This is a genomic window from Streptomyces aurantiacus, from assembly GCF_001418335.1.
In the GTDB taxonomy this organism is placed as follows: domain Bacteria; phylum Actinomycetota; class Actinomycetes; order Streptomycetales; family Streptomycetaceae; genus Streptomyces; species Streptomyces aurantiacus.
Genome location: NZ_LIPP01000139.1, coordinates 1 through 20,564, shown reverse-complemented (window position 1 = coordinate 20,564; position 20,564 = coordinate 1). Strand labels below are relative to the sequence as shown.

14 protein-coding genes are annotated in these 20,564 nt (G+C 71.7%); 8 read left to right on the top strand and 6 right to left on the bottom strand.

From position 1 onward, the window contains the following. Positions 1-41: 41 nt before the first annotated feature. Positions 42-1,625 carry an MFS transporter gene (locus AOK01_RS19600; RefSeq protein WP_055513449.1) on the bottom strand — a complete coding sequence of 528 codons (1,584 nt, stop codon included), beginning with the start codon at positions 1,623-1,625 and terminating at the stop codon, positions 42-44. A 97-nt stretch (positions 1,626-1,722) separates the two neighbouring features. Here AOK01_RS19600 and AOK01_RS19595 point away from each other — a divergent pair, with 97 nt between their 5' ends. Further along, positions 1,723-2,337, top strand: a complete 615-nt coding sequence (locus AOK01_RS19595) for a TetR/AcrR family transcriptional regulator (RefSeq protein ID WP_055513447.1) — start codon at positions 1,723-1,725, stop codon at positions 2,335-2,337. Positions 2,338-2,359: 22 nt separating this feature from the next. On the opposite strand, the gene AOK01_RS19590 is transcribed toward AOK01_RS19595, so the two are convergent. Continuing rightward, positions 2,360-3,898 (bottom strand): FAD-dependent monooxygenase, encoded by a 1,539-nt coding sequence (locus tag AOK01_RS19590; protein WP_055513445.1) that lies wholly within the window; start codon positions 3,896-3,898, stop codon positions 2,360-2,362. A 36-nt stretch (positions 3,899-3,934) separates the two neighbouring features. Further along, positions 3,935-5,221: an SGNH/GDSL hydrolase family protein gene (locus tag AOK01_RS19585; protein ID WP_079103569.1), complete on the bottom strand. Its 1,287-nt coding sequence runs from the start codon at positions 5,219-5,221 to the stop codon at positions 3,935-3,937. A 280-nt stretch (positions 5,222-5,501) separates the two neighbouring features. Between AOK01_RS19585 and AOK01_RS19580 the strand changes: the two genes are divergently transcribed. Continuing rightward, complete coding sequence (locus AOK01_RS19580; protein ID WP_055513443.1) at positions 5,502-8,879, top strand: ATP-binding protein; 3,378 nt, start codon at positions 5,502-5,504, stop codon at positions 8,877-8,879. 79 nt (positions 8,880-8,958) lie between these two features. Here the strand turns inward: AOK01_RS19580 and AOK01_RS19575 are convergent, their stop codons facing one another. After that, complete coding sequence (locus AOK01_RS19575) at positions 8,959-9,621, bottom strand: phosphotransferase (RefSeq protein WP_055513442.1); 663 nt, start codon at positions 9,619-9,621, stop codon at positions 8,959-8,961. A gap of 92 nt (positions 9,622-9,713) precedes the next feature. After that, entirely contained in the window at positions 9,714-10,934 is a 1,221-nt protein-coding gene (locus tag AOK01_RS19570; RefSeq protein WP_055513440.1) for a PucR family transcriptional regulator, read from the bottom strand. A gap of 133 nt (positions 10,935-11,067) precedes the next feature. Here AOK01_RS19570 and AOK01_RS19565 point away from each other — a divergent pair, with 133 nt between their 5' ends. From AOK01_RS19565 to AOK01_RS46170, 3 genes are all read left to right on the top strand, one after another. After that, positions 11,068-11,994 carry a proline dehydrogenase family protein gene (locus AOK01_RS19565; RefSeq protein ID WP_055513438.1) on the top strand — a complete coding sequence of 309 codons (927 nt, stop codon included), beginning with the start codon at positions 11,068-11,070 and terminating at the stop codon, positions 11,992-11,994. A 90-nt stretch (positions 11,995-12,084) separates the two neighbouring features. After that, complete coding sequence (gene pruA, locus AOK01_RS19560) at positions 12,085-13,725, top strand: L-glutamate gamma-semialdehyde dehydrogenase (RefSeq protein WP_055513435.1); 1,641 nt, start codon at positions 12,085-12,087, stop codon at positions 13,723-13,725. A 408-nt stretch (positions 13,726-14,133) separates the two neighbouring features. Beyond that, the gene (locus AOK01_RS46170; protein ID WP_281181388.1) at positions 14,134-14,262 is read left to right on the top strand and encodes a hypothetical protein; all 129 of its coding nucleotides are present in this window, start codon (positions 14,134-14,136) and stop codon (positions 14,260-14,262) included. Between the two features lie 12 nt (positions 14,263-14,274). On the opposite strand, the gene AOK01_RS19555 is transcribed toward AOK01_RS46170, so the two are convergent. After that, positions 14,275-15,897 carry a purple acid phosphatase family protein gene (locus tag AOK01_RS19555; RefSeq protein ID WP_245702322.1) on the bottom strand — a complete coding sequence of 541 codons (1,623 nt, stop codon included), beginning with the start codon at positions 15,895-15,897 and terminating at the stop codon, positions 14,275-14,277. Positions 15,898-16,062: 165 nt separating this feature from the next. Between AOK01_RS19555 and AOK01_RS19550 the strand changes: the two genes are divergently transcribed. The 3 genes from AOK01_RS19550 (at position 16,063) to cimA (ending at position 20,507) form a co-directional block, all read left to right on the top strand. Beyond that, entirely contained in the window at positions 16,063-17,103 is a 1,041-nt protein-coding gene (locus AOK01_RS19550; protein ID WP_055513431.1) for a 3-isopropylmalate dehydrogenase, read from the top strand. A gap of 299 nt (positions 17,104-17,402) precedes the next feature. Continuing rightward, positions 17,403-18,491: a branched-chain amino acid aminotransferase gene (locus AOK01_RS19545; RefSeq protein ID WP_055513428.1), complete on the top strand. Its 1,089-nt coding sequence runs from the start codon at positions 17,403-17,405 to the stop codon at positions 18,489-18,491. A 411-nt stretch (positions 18,492-18,902) separates the two neighbouring features. Continuing rightward, complete coding sequence (gene cimA, locus AOK01_RS19540; protein ID WP_055513427.1) at positions 18,903-20,507, top strand: citramalate synthase; 1,605 nt, start codon at positions 18,903-18,905, stop codon at positions 20,505-20,507. Positions 20,508-20,564: the final 57 nt, after the last annotated feature.

Here is a 20,564-nt window from a genome sequence, read left to right as displayed (position 1 = left end):
GGGGAACTGCGCAACGGGGGTTCGGGGGCGGAGCCCCTGAGTCAGGGACGGGAATGGGTAGGGGCGGCGGGGGCGAGATCCATGCAGTCCGGTTCGCGGGGCCGCACCTGGCGGAGGGTTACCGCCGCCAGGACCGCCGCGCCCACCAGAAGCATCGAACCCGCAACCGCCGCCGCCTGCATTCCGTTCGTGAAGGCCGCGCGCGCTGTCGCGGCAAGCGTTTCGCCCGCCCGGCCGGGCAACCCCTGGGCCACGGCAAGCGCCGCGCCAAGCGTCTCGTGGGCCGTGGCCGGCGCCGAGTCCGGCATCTCGTGCCGGTATACCGCGGTGCCGATCGACCCCAACAGCGCCATACCCAGCGCGCCGCCGAACTCCGTGCCGGTCTCCAGGACCGAGGACGCGGTACCGGCCTGCTGAGCCGGTACGGTGCCCAGCGCCAGGTCCATCAGCTGGGACATCACGGCGACGATGCCGGAGGCGATGACGCCGGCTCCGGCGAGCACCAGCCACATCGAGTCCGTACCGGCGGCCGTGAGCAGCCCGTAACCGCAGGCGGCGAGCGCGAAACCGCCGGAGACGACGTACGCCCGGTGCACTCCCCGCCGCACCAGTTGGGCGGCGACCGGTGCGGCGACGCCGACCAGCACGGTGGGCAGCAGCGCCCACAGCGCGGCCTCCATGGAGCTCTTGCCGAGCACCGACTGGAGGTACTGCGTGGTGAAGAACGCCGAGCCCATCATGGCGAACGACGACAGCAGGTTCAGTACGACGGCGGGTGCGAAACCCCGGCCCCGGAAGAGCGCGGGCGGGATCATCGGCGACTCGACGGTCCGCTGCCGGTGGACGAAGAGCGTGGCGAAGAGCAGGCCGACGGTCACCGAGACGACGTAGCGGACGTTCCAGCCGTCCGAGGGGATCTCCTTGATTCCGTAGATCACCGGCAGTACGGCCGCCAGTGACAGCGGCACGCTCAGCAGGTCGAAGCGGCCCGGCGCGGGGTTCTTGGACTCCGGGAGCAGGAACGGACCGAGGACCAGCAGAAGCGCCATCGCGGGCAGGTTCACCAGGAACACCGAGCCCCACCAGAAGTGCTCGACGAGGACGCCGCTCATCACCGAGCCGAGCGCGACACCGCCCGTCATCACCGCGGACCACATGCCGATCGCCTTGGAGCGCTGGCCCGGATCCGTGAAGAGCGTACGGATCATCGCCAGGGTGGACGGCATCAGGGTCGCGCCGCCGATGCCGAGCACCGCGCGGGCCGCGATCAGCGTCTCGGCGCTGTCCGCGTACGCCGCGACCAGGGAGGCCGCGCCGAAGGCGGCGGCGCCGGCCAGGAGGAGCTTGCGGCGCCCTATGCGGTCGCCGAGCGAGCCCATCGTCATCAGCAGCCCGGCGAGCACGAACGCGTACATGTCGAAGATCCACAGCTGCTGGGTGCCGCTCGGCTCCAGGTCCGCGCTGATCTGCGGGATCGCGAAGTAGAGGACCGAGACGTCCATCGAGACCAGCAGCAGCGGCAGCATCAGGACGCCGAAGGCGGTCCATTCACGGCGGCCGGCCCTGCGGACGGGGTCGGGGGTCGGCGGGCTCGGCAGCTTCGGCGGGTTCGGCGGGTTCTTCATGTGCCGGACTGTACGGGTGTGTTAAACGCTTGTCTAGGACGGTTGTGTAATACGTGCGTCTGGGACAGTTGTCTGTCGCGGAGGTACGCTGACCCGCATGGGACACCGTGAGGATCTGCTCGTAGGCGCCAGGCGCTGTCTGCTGGACAAGGGCTTCGCGCGGACGACCGCGCGCGACATCGTCAAGGAGTCGGGGACGAACCTGGCGTCGATCGGCTACCACTACGGGTCGAAGGACGCGCTGCTCGCGGAGGCGTACGTCTCCATCGTCGAGGGGGTCTCCGAGGACTTCGACGCGGGGGGCGGGATCGCGACCGGCACGGCGCCGGGCTCGCTGGAGCGGTTCCACGAGGTCTGGAAGAACGTCATCGGGACCATGGGCACAGCCGGTTCGCCCTGGCACCTCAGCATGGAGATCGTGGCCATGGGCGACAAGCTGCCCGGGGTGCGCGCCCACCTGGCGACGGCCCAGCGCGAAGCGGCGCGCGGCATCATCCCGATGCTGATGGGCGGCCGGGAGGAAGACGTCCCGGAGGGGGACGTCGACACTCTGGGCAAGTTCTACCTGACCCTGATGATGGGGCTCATCGCGCAGTGGACCTTCGACCCCGAGACCGCCACCGAGGCCGACGAACTCACCGAAGGGCTGCGGCGGATCATCGAGGCGGCGGGCGGGACAGCGCCCGAGGCCGCGGCGGGGGAGTCGGAGTAGCCGGGGGGACGGGGCGGCCGGTTCAGTTCTTCGGGTGCCCGAACCAACGGCCGGCGGCCTGCTCGAACGCGTCACGGTCAGGGGTGCGATCACCCGCCCAGGCGACCGTGCCGTCAGGCCGTACGAGCACGGCGCCCAGTCCGAGGTCGTTCCTCGCCGGACCGGCCACGTACCGTACCCGGTTCTCCCAGCGCATCGCTGATTCGTGCAGGGACCGGTCGACGGTGAGGTCGAGCGCGACACCTCGGCCGTCCCCCATCAGGTCGCCGAGGCGCGTGCCGTTCTCAAGACGGAGGTCCGGGGCGTTGCGGCCGGCCAACGGGTGCTCGCCGCCGAGGTCGTAGCGGTTCGACGACCCCGACGTCTGCTTGAACACGTACGTCGTCCCGTCCCGGGTCCCGAGCAGGTCGCGGACCACTCCCTGGAGCGCCTGCGCATGGGGGTCGGGCCGCATGGCCGCGGACTGGGCGCGCGTCCAGTCGAGCGCCCGGGCACCGATGGGATGGCGCTCGCGGGTGTAGGTGTCGAGGAGCCCGTCCGGCGCGTACCCGTGCACGGTGGCCGCGAGCTTCCAGCCCAGGTTCATGGCGTCGCCGAGGCCGAGGTTGAGCCCCTGCGCTCCGAGGGGGGAGTGGATGTGCGCGGCGTCCCCGGCGAGCAGGACGCGCCCCTGCCGGTAGGTCGTCGTCTGCATCGCCCGGTCGGTGAAGCTCGACGCGAGATGGACGTCGTTCAGAGTCACGTCGGTGCCGGACACGCGGCGCAGGACCGCCTGGAGATGTTCGCGCGTCGGCCGTTGCGAGCGGTCGAAAGCCCCGCCGTCGCAGTCCAGCATGCCGATGTGCCCTTTCGCGCGCATCTGGAGGTACATGCCGGTCGGTGTCAGGTTGAAGCCGGGGCCCAGCTTCTCGGGGTCGGCGATGGTGGCGAGCACGGTGTAGCCGGTGAACTGCGGTTCGGTGCCGACGAAGACGAAGTCCGTGAGCCCCCGCACCGTGCTGCGTCCGCCGTCGCAGCCGACGAGCCAGCGGGCCGCGTACGCGTGCTCGTACGCGTGCTTGTGCCCGTCGGCTCGCGCGACCACGCTGTCCTTGTTCTGCTCGACGGCTGAGACCGTGACGCCGCGCCTGACCTCCACGCCGAGTTCGGCCGCCCGCTCGGACAGCACCGACTCGACCGCTTCGAGGCTTGTCATCACGCCCTCTGCCGCCGGGCCGGCGAGCCGGAACGGCAGGGCGGTGACGTCGACATCGGCCGGGTCGAGCATCATGCCGGCGAAGTGGCCCACGCCGCGAGGGGGTGACGGCTCGTCCGCGTCGGGGTCCGGGTCGGGATCGGCGTGGATGCCCGACGCCGTCAGCAGCGGGCGCAGCATCCCGCGGCGGTAGAACGCCTCGACCGACGCGGCGGACAGGCCCCGCATCCCGAGCGGGTCCGCCTTCCAGGAGGAGCGGAGTTCCGGCTCCCGTTCGAGCACCAGGACCGAGCAGCCGGCGAGGCCGAGCTCGCAGGCCAGGAACAGACCGACCGGGCCGGCACCCACGATCACTACGTCATGCATGAGAACTTCTCTCTCCGAAGGTTCTTGACTGGGCGGTCACTTGAAGAGCGACAGGTCCACGGAGTCCGCCAGAGCCGTGTAGCCCGCGTCGTTGCCGTGGATGTGGTCGCCCTCGTGGAAGCCGTCCTTGATCCGGCCGGGGTGGTCCGGGTCGCGCCACACGGCGTCGAAGTCCAGCACCGCGTCGAATGCGCCGCTGGTGCGGATCCAGGCGTTGACCGTCCGGCGAGCGTTCTCGCCCTCCGACGAGAAGGCGTCCGAGCCCTCGTACGGCGTGAGCGTGGCGGCGTAAATCCTCGCCCCGCGTCCGTGGGCCCGTGCGATCAACTGGCGGTAGCCCGCGATGATGTCGTCCGTCGTCACCGGCGTACCGGCGAAGGCCTCGAAGAACTCAGCCATGGGCCCGTCGGCGTCACGCGGGGCGAACGAGAGCGCGATGTCGTTCATGCCTTCGAACACCACCACGTGTCCGAGGCCCGGCGTCGCGAGGACGTCGCGGTCGAAGCGGGCCAGTGCCGAGACGCCGAAGCCGTCCTTCAGCAGCCGGTTGCCGCCGATGCCCTGGTTGGAGACGTGGACCGCGGGTCCGCCGTGCTCGGCAAGACGCTCGGCCAGGACGTCCGGCCAGCGGCGGTCGGCGTCCGGAGTCGAGCCGACGCCGTCGGTGAGGGAGTCACCGAGCGCGACGATGGCCGTGGCGTTGGCCGTAGCCGTGGCGGTGGCGGTGTCCGGGGTGTCGGGGAGCACCTCCACCGCCGAGATCAGGGCCCGCGCCGGCAGGGGCTCCGCACCGGCGGGCAGCGAGGACGCGGCCACGGCGTCGCCCGGGATCTGCCAGCCGGTCTGCACGTCCGTGCCGTGGCAGGTGCAGCTCTCCACATGTCCCGGCAGGTAGAGACTGACGGTCAGCCTGGAGAGGGCGGGCAGGGTCAGGTCCACCGGATCGCTGAGGATCGGCGCGCCCGCCGGGACGGCGGCGGTCGGGCTGCCGCCGAAGGTCAGCACACGCTCGCTCCCCGGCCGGACCCCGCCGCCGGGCGCCGCGAGACCCACCTGCGCGGCGCCGATGACGAGGGGTGCGGTCCCGTACTCGTTGGTGAAGCGGATACGTATCCGACGTCCGCCACCACTGACGCGCACCACCTGCCGCAGCGTCGCGTCGGCGAAGGGCTCGACCGCGACGGTCGACGCCTCGGGAGCCTGGGGCGAGGCGGCCCAGGTCCGCACCCAGCCGTCGTCCGCGGCGCTCGGGTCGATGAGGCGCCCAGTGCGGCGGGTGCCGGTGCTGCTGCTGGTGGTGGTGGATATGAACTCGTCGGTCATGGTGGTGGCTCCTTCGGGACGGAGGCTGCCCGGTGAATTCCGGCAGGCCCCTCTCGGATGCAGCACCCGAAGACTGACGCGGCCCGCTCACACGGAGCACACACGGCGCTGACAGCGGCACACGCGGCACTCACAGCGGTCGACGGCCTCACGGAGGATGTCGCGGAGGGCCTCGTGGAGCGTCTCGTGGAGAGAGGGCCGGCACCGCCGTGGTTTGGGGAGTTGAAGGGCGGCGCGCGAAGATGAGCGGATGGACGGGGCGGCGCGCGAAGATGGGCCGATGGACCGGGACGCGCGGCTTCGTATCACGCTGCTCGGCGCCTTCGAGGCGTCCGTGTCCGGTGGTGTGACCGGTGGTTTGTCCGACGGTGGCGCCGACCTGCCCGTTCCGGGTGCGCGGTTGCAGGGTCTGGTCGTACGGCTGGCGCTCGCCGGTGGGCGTGCGGTCGCGCAGGGCGTCCTGGTCGACGCGATCTGGGCCGAGGATCCGCCGGCCGGTCCCGCCCACGCGCTGCAAGCCCTCGTCTCGCGGCTGCGCCGGACCCTCGGCTCGGCCGGGGAGGTCACGCAGGCCGCGGGCGGCTATCGGCTGGCCGTGGACGCCGCCGACGTGGACGCGCTGCGGTTCGAGCAGCTCGCCGCCGCCGGCCGGGATCGCCTGCGCGCCGGCGATCCGCAGGCCGCCGCGGCCGTACTCGGTGAGGCCGTGGCGCTGTGGGGCGATCGTCCCGGCGCCGAGCCCACGGTCGTCGCCGCGGTGGCGCCCGCCGCGGCGGCCCGGCTGGCCCACGCCTCGGTCGAGGCCGTCGCCGATCTCGCCGAAGCCGAACTGACGCTGGGCCGCGCCGACACGGCCGCGACCCGCCTGACCGCCCTGCTCGCCGAGCACCCCGTCCACGAGCGGGCGGCCGCGCTGCTCATGGACGGCCTCGCCGCCCAGGGCCGCCAGGCCGAGGCGCTGGCCCGGTACGAGCGGGTCCGCGAAACCCTGGCCGACACCCTCGGTACCGACCCGGGCACCGCCCTGCGCGAACGCCACCTGCGCCTGCTGCGCGCCGAACGGCCCGCCCCGGCCGCCGACGCCGCGCGGACCGGGCCGAGCAACCTGCCCACGCCGCTGACCAGCTTCATCGGACGCGACGACGACCTCGCCAGGATCGACACGCTGCTCGCCGCCGGACGCCTGGTCACCGTGCTCGGTCCCGGCGGCGCAGGCAAGACCCGGCTCGCCGTCGAGGCCGCCCGCCGCCACCGCCACGAGTACCGCGACGGCGCCTGGCTGATCGACCTGGCCTCGGTCACCGAGCCGACCAAGGTCGGTGCGGCCCTCCTTGCCGGGATCGGGCTGCGGGGCGGTGCGATGTCCGAGGCCAGGATGCGCGCCGAGGGCGCCGAGGGCGCCGAGCCGAACGAGCCGAACGAGCCGCACGAGCCGCACGAGCCGAACGAGGCGGACGTACTCGTCGACCGGCTCGGCGGCCGGGAGAGCCTGCTCCTTGTCGACAACTGCGAGCACCTGATCGACGCCGTGGCCCACCTGGTCGCGGCGCTGCTGTCCCGTTGCCCCGGGCTGCGCGTGCTCGCCACCAGCCGCGAACCCCTCGCGGTCGACGGCGAGGCGCTCGTACCGCTCGGCCCGCTCGCGCTGCCCGGCCCGGACGACGGCGTCGAGGAGGCCCGGCGGGCGGCGTCGGTACGCCTGTTCACCGAGCGGGCCGCGGCCGTGCGCCCCGGCTTCGAGGTCGACGCGACGACACTGCCCGGCATCCGGCAGGTGGTCCGCGGCCTGGACGGGATGCCGCTGGCCCTCGAACTGGCCGCGGCCCGGCTGCGGACGCTGTCACTGCCCGAACTCGCCGACGGGCTCTCCGACCGGTTCCGGCTGCTCACCACCGGCAGCCGCACCGCGCTGCCCCGGCACCGCACGCTGCGCGCGGTCATCGCCTGGAGCTGGGACCTGCTGAGCGAGCCCGAGCGTACGGTCGCCGAACGCGTCGCGGTCCTGCCCGGCGGCGTCACGCCGGCCTCGGCCACCGCGGTCTGCGCCGGTACCGCGGTGTCGGCCGCCGAGATTCCCGAGCTGCTCGCCGGGCTGGTCGACCGGTCGCTGCTGCAGCTCGCGCCCGCCCCGGGCCGCTACCGCATGCTGGAGACGCTGCGCGAGTACGGCACCGAGCGCCTGGCCGGTACGGGCGGCCTCGGCACCGTCCGCGACCTGGCCGCCGGCCACTTCGCCGAGCTGATGGCCCGGTACGATCCGCGGCTGCGCGGGCCCGGCCAGCTGGCGGCCGTACGCGTCATCGGCGCCGAGTACGACAACGCGCTGGCCGCCCTGCGCCGACGGTGCGACACGGGCGACGCCCCCGGCGCGGTCGCTCTTGCCCTGAACCTCACCTGGTACTGGCAGCTGCTCGGCCGGCACACCGACGCGGCCTACTGGCTGGGCGAGGCACTGGCGGTGCCCGGCGGCGAGCCGACGCCGACGCCCGAGCGCGACTGCGTCCGCGCGTTCCACCTGCTCAACCGGGTCGACGTCCGGCCGGGGGCGACCGCGGAGGAGGCCGCGGCCGACCGGGCCGGGGTACGCGAACTGGTCGACCGGCTGCTCGCGTACCCGGAGCTGCCCGGCCCTTACGGCACGCTCACCGCGCTCCCGCTCGCGTTCCTGTACGGAGAGACGACCACACCCGCGATCACCGAGCACCTCGTCGGCGGCATCGGCGGCATCGGCGGCATCGGCGGTGATGACGGCGGCGGCGACGTGTGGCGGTCCGGGCTGGCCCACATGTTCCGCGCCCAGCTCGCCGAGAACGCGGGCGAACTCGACAAGGTGCGTACCGACGTGGCGGCGGCCCTGGCCCGTTTCCGGCAGGCCGGTGACCGCTGGGGCCAGGCCGACGTGCTCGCGATGCGCGCCCAGCTGCGCAGTTACGACGACGACCTCGACGGTGCGCTGGCCGACCTGCGCGAGGCCAGGTCGCTGGCGGGCGAGTTCGGCGCGCTCAGCCTGGGCGACGAGGTGTTCAGGGACCTGCGCTGGATCGACCTGTACCTGCGGCGCGGCGACACCGACCTGGTGGTCGCGATGATCGACTCGGCCAGGGAGCGGGCGCTGCGCGCGAACTCGCCGGAGATGCTGTTCCTGGTCGACGCGTGGGAGGCCGTCTTCCGGGTGCGCCTCGGCGACCTGGACCGGGCGCGGGAACTGCTCGACGCGGCCGACCGGGGCCTGCGCGGCGACACGCCGTTCCCCGGCGACCACACGCGGACGCTCGTCGGCAGCGCACGGACCTCGCTCCGCCTGGAGACGGGCGACCTGGCCGGCGCGGAGAAGGCGCTGGCGGCGGCGTACGCGGCGGCGCTGAAGACGCGGGACCTGCCGATCCTGTCGCGGGTGGCGGTGGACGCGGCCGCGCTCGCCGAGGCGCACGGGCGGCACCCCGAGTCGGCCGTCCTGCTCGGCGCCGCCTCCCGGCTGCGCGGCGCGCACGACCGCACCGACCGGCAGGTGCGCGACCTCACCCGCCGGGGCCGGGCCGCGCTGGGCGAGGAGGCCTTCGCCGCGGCGTACGCGAAGGGCTGGGAGCTGGACGGAGAGACGGCCGCGAGCGCGGTCGACCCGGCTTCCGGACAGGCTGCGGGGACCGCGGCTTCGTGAACGCGAGATCCTGGGGAAACACGGGACTCCGCACGTGTCCGCACGTGGTGGAAGTCGGCGGGCTCGGCCAGGCCCTGTTTCAGTGACCGGCAGCGGCAGCAGCATGCTTCCGCAGCCACGCCGCCTCCGTGGCGGTGAGGTTCGGATCGGCCAGCTTGGCGTCGACCGCCTCCTGGACCCGCGGGGTGGGATCGGTCCCGCAGCCGCCCCGGACAGCTCGCAGGAACTGGCCCCGCCCCAGACGTGCGGTGAGCCCGGGGACATCGGCGCTGCCGACGGTCACCATGGTCATCGCCACATCGGCAGCGGGATCACCGGCGCCGGCATTGGGCCAGTCGATCACGACGGGGCCGCGCCCGGTCAGGATGACGTTGCCCGGATGAAAGTCCAGGTGCAGCACCCGGTCGTCACCCGCGGTGCCGAACCGCTTGGGCAGCCATGTCGGTGCCGGCAGCCCATGGAGCCGATCGTGGAGGCCGCCGAGCATGCGACCGAGGTCACGCACCCGCCACGGGCGCCGCGCCAACCCCTCCAGCATCGTCGGTCCGGTCAGCCGCTCAAGAACCATGTCGGTATCGGTGACCTCGTACACCTTCGGCACCGGGAACCCGCAGGCAGCCAGGTGAGTCATCAAGCGCGCTTCCAGCTCGGTCGGCCGCCCCTTGCGCCGATACCGTCGCAGCACCCTGGACTCGTCCAGGGCGAACACATCGGCGTCCCGCCCCCGCGCGATCAACTCCATGCCGGGCAGTCTGTCTTGACGACCCATCACCTGCCAACAGGGCGAACACCGCTTGCCACGGCACTGATCCACCGGGGATTACGGGACAGCCCTTAGATACGCCGCGCCTTGATCGCCATGTGCAGCAGCAGCCTGTCCTCCCCGTCGTCCAGGTCCAGGCCCGTGAGTTGTTCGACGCGGGACAGGCGGTAGTAGAGGGTCTGGCGGTGGATGCCCAGCGCGGCGGCGGTGCGGCCGGCCTGGCCCGCGCAGTCCAGGAACACCTCGGCGGTGCGGACCAGTTCGCGGTGGGCGGGGGCGAGCAGAGGGCGTACGGCCGGGTCCTGGGCGGCGGTCGGGGGCATCGTCGTCAGCAGGCGGTACGGGCCGATCGACGCCCAGTGCGCGACCGGGCCCAGCCGGGGCTCGGCCAGTGCCGCGCGGGCGGCGGCCGAGGCCTCCCGCCAGGCGGTGGCGAGGTCGGTGAGGCCGGTGCGGGGCGCGGCGATCCCGGCGGCGGCCGGGCCGGGGCGCGGCTCGGGCACCTCATCGGACCTCTCCGCGGCCCTCTCCAGCAGGCGTGCCGCCGCGGTTGTCGCCGGAGTGAGGACCTCCGGGGAGCGCAGGCGGACCAGCAGGGCCAGGCTGTGGTCGGCGGCGGACCGAGGGAGGGCGCACAGGGCGGTGGCGCCCGGGATGGTGCGGACCGAAGGGGCGTCGTCGGGGTCGGCCGACGGCCAGGGGGCCACGCAGACCAACGCGAGCAGGCCCTCGCCGCGGGGCCCCAGGGCCGTACGCAGTTCGGTGACCGCCATCTCGTACTGCCAGCCGCTCCCGGCGGTGAGGACGGCGCGCAGTTCGCGGCTCAGGTCCGCGCCCGCCTGGGCCTCGTCCGCGAGCAGGGCGCCGATGCGCGGCGTCACCTCCATGGCCGCCGCGAGCTGCCGCTCGGTGGGCCCCGGCTCGTCGGCCAGGAGCCACACATAGCCGAGGGCGACACCCCGATGGCGTACCGGGAGGCAGACGCGGCCCCGGTTGACGCCCGCCTCCGGGGTCGGCGGGATACGGACAGGGCCGGTCGCCCGCGCGATGCCGAAGTTCTCGAACCAGGTGCGGACCGCCGCCGTGGAGCGCCGCGTGAGGATGGAGCGGGCGCGCACCGGGTCCAGCGCGGAGGCGTCGAGGTCGCCCTCGCTGTCGTACGCGCCGAAGGCGATCAGCTCGAAATCGCGGTTCTCCAGGGTCGCGGGGGCGCCGAGAAGCTCCGAGATCTCGTCGACCAGTTCCTGGTAGTCACCCGCGTGTTCCGACGTCACCCGGGCATTCTCCCTCATTTCCCACCGGCTTCATACATCTGTCTGAGATCCAGGGCGCGGATGCCTGACAGCTGTCGATGGCCGGGGATCGGCGCGATCCTTAGATTTCACGGTGGTTCTCCGTCTACTGGCCTCGTTGTGGAGGTGCCCTGTGCTGGGTCCCGTGATTCTCGCCGCCTCGCGCAGCGACCGGATTCGCCGTCTCGTCTCGGCGGCCCCGGTGACCAAGCAGGTCGTCGACCGCTTCATCCCCGGTGAGAGCGTCGACCAGGTCGTGCCGATCATCCAGGACCTCACGGACCGGGGCCTGGAGCTCACCATGGACGTGGTCGGCGAGGACATCACCACCCCCGAACAGGCCGCCGCCGCCCGTGACGCCTACCTGGAGCTCGTCGGCCGCCTCAAGGAGCTGGACCTCGGGACCCGCGCCGAGATGTCGGTGAAGCTGTCCATGTTCGGCCAGGCGCTGGACGGCGGGCACGAGCTCGCCCTCGCCAACGTCCGCCCCGTCGTCGAGGCCGCCGCCGCCATCGGCACGACCGTCACGCTCGACGCCGAGGACCACACCACCCTCGACTCGATGTTCGCCATCCACGAGGAGCTGCGGGAGGACTTCCCGGAGACCGGCTGCGTCATCCAGGCCTACCTCTACCGCACCGAGGCCGACGCCCGCCGGCTCGCCGCGAACGGCAGCCGCGTACGGCTCGTGAAGGGCGCGTACAAGGAGCCCGCCGAGGTCGCGTACCAGCGCAAGCCGGAGACCGACAAGGCGTACGTCCGGGTCCTGCGCATCCTGATGGAGGGCGACGGGTATCCGATGGTCGGGTCCCACGACCCGCGCCTCATCTCGATCGCGCAGGAACTGGGGCGGCGCGCCGGGCGCAAGCCGGCCGAGTACGAGTTCCAGATGCTGTACGGGATCAGGAGCGACGAGCACCTGCGGCTCGCCGCCGAAGGCCACCGCATGCGGGTCTACACCGCCTACGGCACCGACTGGTACGGCTACTTCATGCGCCGCCTCGCGGAGAAGCCGGCCAACCTCCTCTTCTTCGCCCGCTCGGTCCTCACCAAGGACTGAGCCCCCACCGGAAACCGGGCAGCACCGAGAAGCCGGCCGTCGACGCGGGCGCCGGCCCGACACACCCGCTCATTAAGGAGTACGGATCCCATGGACGCCGTGACCCAGGTCCCCACCCCCGTCAACGAGCCGGTGCACGGCTATGCCCCGGGCTCGCCCGAGCGCGCCCGTCTGGAGGCCAAGCTCAAGGAGCTGGCCGAGAACCCGGTCGACCTGCCGATGACCATCGGCGGCGAGAAGCGCATGGGCGGCGGCGAGCCGTTCCAGGTGGTGCAGCCGCACAACCACAAGGCCGTCCTCGGCACCCTGCGCAACGCCACTCAGCAGGACGCTCAGGACGCGATCGACGCGGCGCTCGCCGCCGCACCCGCCTGGCGCGCGATGTCCTTCGACGACCGGGCCGCGATCATCCTGCGCGCCGCCGAGCTGCTGTCGGGACCGTGGCGCGAGACCCTCGCCGCCTCCACCATGCTCGGCCAGTCCAAGACCGCCCAGCAGGCCGAGATCGACTGTCCCTGCGAGCTCGTCGACTTCTGGCGCTTCAACGTCAGCTACGCCCGTGACCTGCTCGCCGAGCAGCCGCCGGCGAACTCGCCCGGCGTCTGGAACCGTCTCGACCACCGCCCGCTCGAAGGCTTCGTCTACGCGATCACGCCGTTCAACTTCTCGGCCATCGCGGGCAACCTGCCCACCGCCCCGGCCCTCATGGGCAACGTCGTCGTCTGGAAGCCGTCCCCGACGCAGACCCACGCCGCCGTGCTGCTCATGCGGCTCCTGGAGGAGGCGGGTCTGCCCAAGGGCGTCATCAACCTCGTCACCGGCGACGGCATCGAGGTGTCCGAGGTCGCCCTGGCACACCGCGACCTCGCCGGCGTCCACTTCACCGGCTCGACCAAGACCTTCCAGTACCTGTGGAAGACGGTCGGCAACAACATCGAGAAGTACCGCACGTACCCGCGCATGGTCGGCGAGACCGGCGGCAAGGACTTCGTCGTGGCGCACCCGAGCGCCGACCGTGCCGTCCTGAAGACCGCCCTGACCCGCGGTTCCTTCGAGTACCAGGGCCAGAAGTGCAGCGCCTCCTCGCGCGCGTACGTGCCGGCCTCCATCTGGAACTCCGGCTTCAAGGAGGAGTTCGCGGCCGAGGTCGACGGCATCACGATGGGCGACGTCACCGACCTGTCGAACTTCGTCGGCGCCGTCATCGACGAGCGGGCCTTCGCCAAGAACAAGGCCGCGATCGACCGGGCCGCCGCGGACCCGAGCTGCACGATCGTCGCGGGCGGCACGTACGACGACTCGGTGGGCTACTTCGTGCGCCCGACCGTCGTCGAGTGCTCCGACCCGGCCAACGAGGTCTTCACGACGGAGTACTTCGGCCCGTTCCTCGCCGTGCACGTGTACGACGACAGCGCCCCCGACGCGTACGACGCGATGCTGACGCAGATGGAGTCGGTGTCGGACTACGCGCTCACCGGCGCGGTCATCGCGAACGACCGTGCCGCCGCCGCGTACACGATGGACAAGCTCCGCTACGCCGCGGGCAACTTCTACATCAACGACAAGTCGACCGGTGCCGTCGTCGGCCAGCAGCCCTTCGGCGGTGGCCGTGCGTCCGGTACGAACGACAAGGCGGGCGCCCCGCAGAACCTGATGCGCTGGACGCTGACCCGCGCCATCAAGGAGACGCTGGTCCCGCCGACCGACTACCCGTACCCGCACATGGGCTGAGACCTGCCCCCACCTGGACCGGACGTCCCCGCACCCGGGCCGGCGTCCCACCGAACCGCCCCCGCCCCGGAAGCACCCCTCCGGGCCGGGGGCGGCGTGCGTGCGCCTCCGGCGGGTCGCGTGTCTTTCGTGTGCGGGCCGGCCGCGGCTGGTCGCGCAGTTCCCCGCGCCCCTGAAAGGCGGCGCCGTCTCAGATAGTAGGAAGTCCGAGTAATTGGGGGACAGAATCCCGGTCCTCGCTTAGCTTGGTAGGAGCCGAACGTTTTCGCTCGACCCAGCGAATGGCGGTCGTGAGCCGGAGCCCCTTGCAGGCAACCCCTGCGGCACCGTTCCCCGCCCCACCCGGCGTCTCGTAGTTCCTCACCGCACTTCCGGCGGTCGCTGCCGGAGGCAAGGAGTCGATTCATCATGGCCGAGACGACCGTCCGCCGAGTCCGTCGCGTCTCCCGTACGAGCGAGTCCGACCGCAAGAACGCCGCCGCGGCGCTCCAGCGCGCCCTCGACCGCCGGGACAACGGCGGCTCCACGGGTCACTGAGCTCACGGCGCCTCACGCTCCGCGCCGCACCTCGAAATGGTCGATGCGCCTGCCGCTCTCGGCGAGCGCCGACACCTTGAGCCGCGGAGCCGGGCCCGCCTCCGCCTCCACGGAGAGGAAGGAGTAGCCGGTGTACCGCACCCGCGACCACTCCACGGTGTCGGGGTTCTGGTTCCGCGACCTGGTCCAGTGGTAGGTCTCCACGGACTCGCGGTCGGCGACCTTCCCCTCGTAGCTGTCCTTCACTCCTGAGGGGAAGCTGTACAGGCTCTTGCCCGCGCCGCCGGCCGTGACGTACACGATCCCGTCCCGTGTCGGGTCGGTCGACGCGCCGATCGGCACCGGCCTGCCCACCTCGCCGTTCTTGATGGCGTCGGTCCGCTCGTACACGTGGTTGTGGCCGTTGATCACCAGGTCCACCTGGTGCTTGGTGAACAGCGGCAGCCACGCGGCCCGTACACCGCCGTCCGAGGCGTGCGTCGACGTCGAGTAGGCGCAGTGGTGGAAGAAGACCACGACGAAGTCGACCCCCTCGTCCTTGCGCAGTTCCCCGAGCCGCTCGTCGAGCCAGGCTGTCTGCCGGCCGTCGGTGTAGCCCTTGTTGGCGGGGATCTCGTACGACACGTCGTTCGCGTCCAGGGCCACGATCGCGACGTTGCCGTACGTGAACGAGTAGACGCCCGGGGCGTTCTTCGCGTCGAAGCCGTTGTCCGGGAGCGAGAAGCGCGCCGACTGCCCGCCGTACCCGTTCGGTGAGTACCACGCCTCCATGTCGTGGTTGCCGGTCGTCACCATCCACGGAACGGTCTTCGCCACCGTCTCCGTCTGCTTGAGGAACAGGTCCCAGGCGGTGGGGTCGTAGATGTCCGACTCCTTGCCGTGGCCGGTCACGTCCGCGTAGCAGATGTCGCCCGCGTGCAGGTGGAAGGCGGGTTCCCGGCCCAGGATCAGCTTGTCGTTGGCGAGCGCGTCGGGGGTGACGCCCTGGTCGCCGAACGCCGTGAACACGAACTTCTCCGCGCGGGCGGGCGCTGTCGTGAACGAGCCGACCGTGGAGTGCCGTGCCTTGGACGCCGGGTCGAACCCCTCGTGGCCGACGCCGTAGTAGTACGTCGTGCCGGGGCGCAGCCCGTCGAGCGCCGCGTGCAGGTAGTACTGGTCGAGGGCGAGCCGCACACCGTCGAGCCCGGGGGTGTGCAGGTCGCGGACCTCGGCGTCGATCTTCCGGCTCAGGTCCCAGGGCTTGAGCCCCACCCGCACATACGGCTTTCTGACCGGGAGAGGCACCTGCCAGGAGATCCGCATCCGGGTCTTCGGGTCCGCGCCGAAGGCGAGATGACGGCCGAAGGGGACGACGACCGCGCCGTCCACCCGCTCGGTCGCTGTGGAGCCGGAGGACAGGGGCGAGGAGGACCGGCTCGCCGTGTCCGTACCGGAGCCCGAGCCGGAGCCCGAGCAGCCGGTGAGGAGTCCGCCGGCGACCGCACCCGCGCTCACCAGGGCGCGGCGGCGGGAGAACTTCGTGCGCAGGTACTCGTACTGCTCCGCCATGCTCATCCGGCGTGCGAGCTGCGGCGGGATGCCGACGTCGGGAACGGGAGGTCCGGGGGGTGTCCCCATGGGAGGCGCAGTCATGCCGGTGAACTTCCCATCAAGTACCAACAACCGCCATACGTACAGGTGAACGGCGGTTGACGGCTCGGGTCGACGAAGGGTCGCGCCTCGTCGTGCGGCTTCTCGGTCATGTCCGTATCGCGGACGCCCCATGTCATCCCGTGGGACGGGGAGTAGGGTGCCGACATGTCTCGCAGCATCGATCTCGCAGTGATCCCCGGTGACGGCATCGGCCAGGAAGTGGTGGCCCAAGGCCTGAAGGTCCTCTCGGCCGTCCTTCCGCAGGACGTGAAGCTGGAGACCAAGGAGTTCGACTTCGGCGCCCGGCGTTACCACGCCACCGGTGAGACCCTCACCGACGCCGACCTGGACGCCCTGAAGCCGCACGACGCCATCCTGCTCGGCGCGATCGGTGACCCCTCGGTGCCGTCCGGTGTCCTGGAGCGCGGCTTCCTGCTCAAGCTCCGCTTCGCCTTCGACCACCACGTCAACCTGCGTCCGTCGAAGCTCCTCCCGGGAGTCGCCACCCCGCTCGCGGGCCAGCCGGAGATCGACTTCGTCGTCGTCCGCGAGGGCACCGAGGGCCCGTACACCGGCAACGGCGGCACGATCCGCAAGGGCACCGAGCACGAGGTCGCCACCGAGGTCTCCGTGAACACGGCCTTCGGTGTCGAGCGCGTCGTGCGTGACGCCTTCGCCCGCGCCCAGGCCCGCCCCCGCAAGAAGCTCACGCTGGTCCACAAGAACAACGTGCTCACCTTCGCGGGTCACCTGTGGACGAACGTCTTCAACAGGGTGGCCGAGGAGTTCCCCGAGGTCACCACGGACTACATCCACGTGGACGCCGCGACGATCTACCTCGTCACGGACCCCGCCCGCTTCGACGTGATCGTCACCGACAACCTCTTCGGCGACATCATCACCGACCTCGCCGCGGCCGTCTCCGGCGGCATCGGCGTCGCCGCCTCCGGCAACATCAACCCGAGCGGCGAGTTCCCGTCCATGTTCGAGCCGGTGCACGGCTCGGCCCCGGACATCGCGGGCCAGGGCAAGGCCGACCCCAGCGCCACCGTCCTGTCCGTCGCCCTCCTGCTGCGGCACCTCGGCTACGAGACCGAGGCCGTCCGCATCGAGGACGCCGTCTCCGCCGACCTCGCGGAGCGCGGCACCACGACCCGTACGACCGAGGAGATCGGCGACGCGCTCGCCGGCCGAGTATCCGGCTGACCCGCCGGTACCACCCAAGCCGCCGGGTCGCTTTTCGCACCCGGCGGCTTTTCGTATGCCTCGCCGGGTGCCACCATCAATCCCTGGGCCCGCAATCACACCGTTTCACCCCTCCTGGCCTGCATGGCATGGGGTGGTGCCCCCATTCGGCTCATCCCGCGCGATAATCGAACGCGGAGCCGCGGAATGAGGGAATGCTCGGACGTCCTAGGGGTTCAAGACACCCCCTGGCACTGGCCACTGGCAGTACAGGCGTGAGCGCGGCCCGTCACACACAACCGGTGAAGGACAGACCACTCATGACGACGCCCACGATCGAGCTCAAGCCCTCCGCGAACCCGCTGTCCGAAGCGGACCGCGAGGAGATCCTGGCCGGCCCCGGATTCGGCCGCCACTTCACCGACCACATGGTGACCATCAAGTGGACGGAGGGCCGTGGCTGGCACGACGGCCAGCTCACGCCGTACGGCCCGCTCTCCCTCGACCCCGCGACGAGCGTCCTGCACTACGGGCAGGAGATCTTCGAGGGCCTGAAGGCCTACCGGCAGCCCGACGGCTCCGTCGCCACGTTCCGCCCGGACCGCAACGCCCTGCGCTTCCAGGCGTCCGCCCGCCGCATGGCCATGCCGGAGCTGCCCGTCGAGACCTTCGTCGAGGCCTGCGACGCGCTCATCCGGCAGGACGCGGCATGGGTGCCGGCGCACGGCGGCGAGGAGTCGCTCTACCTGCGCCCGTTCATGATCTCCACCGAGGTCGGTCTGGGCGTGCGGCCCGCGAACGAGTACCTCTTCCTGGTCATCGCGTCGCCCGCCGGCGCCTACTTCCCCGGCGGTGTGCAGCCCGTCTCCATCTGGCTCTCCGAGGACCGGGTGCGCGCCGTCCCCGGTGGCGTGGGCGAGGCCAAGACCGGCGGCAACTACGCCGCGTCCCTGCTGGCTCAGGCCGAGGCGGCCGCGAAGGGCTGCGACCAGGTCTGCTACCTCGACGCCGTCGAGCACAAGTGGGTCGAGGAACTGGGCGGCATGAACCTGTACTTCGTGTACGGAGACCGGATCGTCACGCCCACCCTCAGCGGCTCCATCCTGGAGGGCGTCACCCGCGACTCGCTCCTCTCGGTCGCCCGTGACCTCGGTTACGCGTCCGAGGAGGCCCGCGTCTCCAGTGAGCAGTGGAAGCGCGACGCCGAGAACGGCAGCCTCACCGAGGTCTTCGCCTGCGGCACCGCCGCCGTCATCACCCCCGTCGGCACGGTGAAGAGCAACGCAGGCGAGTGGCGGCAGGGCGACGGCGGCCCCGGCGAGGTCACGATGAAGCTCCGCGACGCGCTCCTCGACATCCAGCGCGGGGTCACCGAGGACGAGCACGGCTGGATGCACAACCTGGGCTGAGCCCACCACGGCCGCGGTAGGGGGCTGCCTGGACGGCAGCCCCCTACGCGGATGCCCCGCGGCACCGGCGGTGGTCGGTGGTGATCAGCGTGGGTGCTCGGTGATCAGCGCAGTGCTCGCATCCTGAGACGGAGGGTGAGCACGGGGGAGGTCTGTGCCAGACTGCCTCCGTGCTCTCGTTCGCCACGATTATTGGCAGCAGGCGCGCCGGTCCGCAGTGACCACCACGTACGACCAGGTACGGGTGGACACCGTCGTCTCGACCCGCGCGCAGACCTCTCGCACCCGCGAGGGGTTTTTCGCTTTTCTGGCCCACCCTCGGCCGGTGGCGAGAGCGCGAGGGACCATGTGGGGACGGCGGAGCCGGTCATTCCGGTATCGACCGAGATCCGACACAGGAGCCTTGACACCATGAGCAGTACCAGCGAACTCGACGATTCGTTCCACGTCTTCGACACCACCCTGCGCGACGGCGCGCAGCGTGAGGGCATCAACCTCACCGTCGCGGACAAGCTGGCCATCGCACGGCACCTGGACGACTTCGGCGTGGGCTTCATCGAGGGCGGGTGGCCGGGCGCGAATCCGCGTGACACCGAGTTCTTCGCCCGCGCCCAGCAGGAGATCGACTTCCGGCACGCCCAGCTCGTCGCCTTCGGGGCCACGCGCAGGGCGGGCGCCAAGGCGAGCGAGGATCCGCAGGTCAAGGCGCTTGTCGCGGCCGGTGCGCCCGTCGTCACGATCGTCGCCAAGTCCCACGACCGGCATGTCGAACTGGCGCTGCGCACCACCCTCGACGAGAACCTGGAGATGGTCCGCGACACCGTCTCGTACCTGCGGGAGCAGGGCCGTCGCGTCTTCGTCGACTGCGAGCACTTCTTCGACGGCTACCGGGCGAACCCGGAGTACGCCAAGGCCGTCGTCCGGGCCGCCTCGGAGGCCGGCGCCGACGTCGTCGTCCTGTGCGACACCAACGGCGGCATGCTGCCGGCGCAGGTCCAGGCCGTCGTCGCCACCGTCCTCGCCGACACCGGGGCACGCCTCGGCATCCACACCCAGGACGACACGGGCTGCGCCGTCGCGAACACCCTCGCCGCCGTGGACGCGGGCGCGACCCACGTCCAGTGCACGGCGAACGGCTACGGCGAGCGCGTCGGCAACTCCAACCTGTTCCCGGTCGTCGCGGCCCTGGAGCTCAAGTACGGCAAGAAGGTCCTGCCCGAGGGCGCGCTGTCCGAGATGACCCGCATCTCGCACGCGATCGCCGAGGTCGTGAACCTCACCCCCTCCACGCACCAGCCGTACGTCGGTGTCTCGGCCTTCGCTCACAAGGCGGGCCTGCACGCCTCGGCCATCAAGGTCGACCCGGACCTGTACCAGCACATCGACCCAGAGCAGGTCGGCAACACGATGCGGATGCTCGTCTCCGACATGGCGGGCCGGGCCTCCATCGAGCTCAAGGGCAAGGAACTCGGCGTCGACCTGGGCGGCGACCGCGAGCTGGTCGGCCGGGTCGTGGACCGGGTCAAGGAGCGCGAGCTCAAGGGGTACACGTACGAGGCCGCGGACGCCTCCTTCGAGCTGCTCCTGCGGGAGGAGGCCGAGGGGAAGGCCCGTAAGTACTTCGACGTCGAGTCCTGGCGGGCCATCGTCGAGGACCGCCCCGACGGCAGCCACGCCAACGAGGCCACGGTCAAGCTCTTCGCCAAGGGCGAGCGGATCGTCGCCACGGCGGAGGGCAACGGCCCGGTCAACGCGCTCGACCGGGCCCTGCGGGTCGCCCTGGAGACGATCTACCCGCAGCTCGCGAAGCTGGAACTGGTCGACTACAAGGTCCGCATCCTGGAGGGCAAGCACGGAACGCAGTCCACGACGCGGGTGCTGATCTCGACGTCGGACGGGTCCGGGGAGTGGTCGACGGTGGGGGTCGCGGAGAACGTGATCGCGGCGTCGTGGCAGGCGCTTGAGGATGCGTACACGTTCGGTTTGCTGCGGGCGGGGGTGGAACCGGCGGAGTAGGCACCGGGGGTGTTTTCGCCCCCGCCGCCCCTACCCATTCCCGTCGCTTCTGGGGGC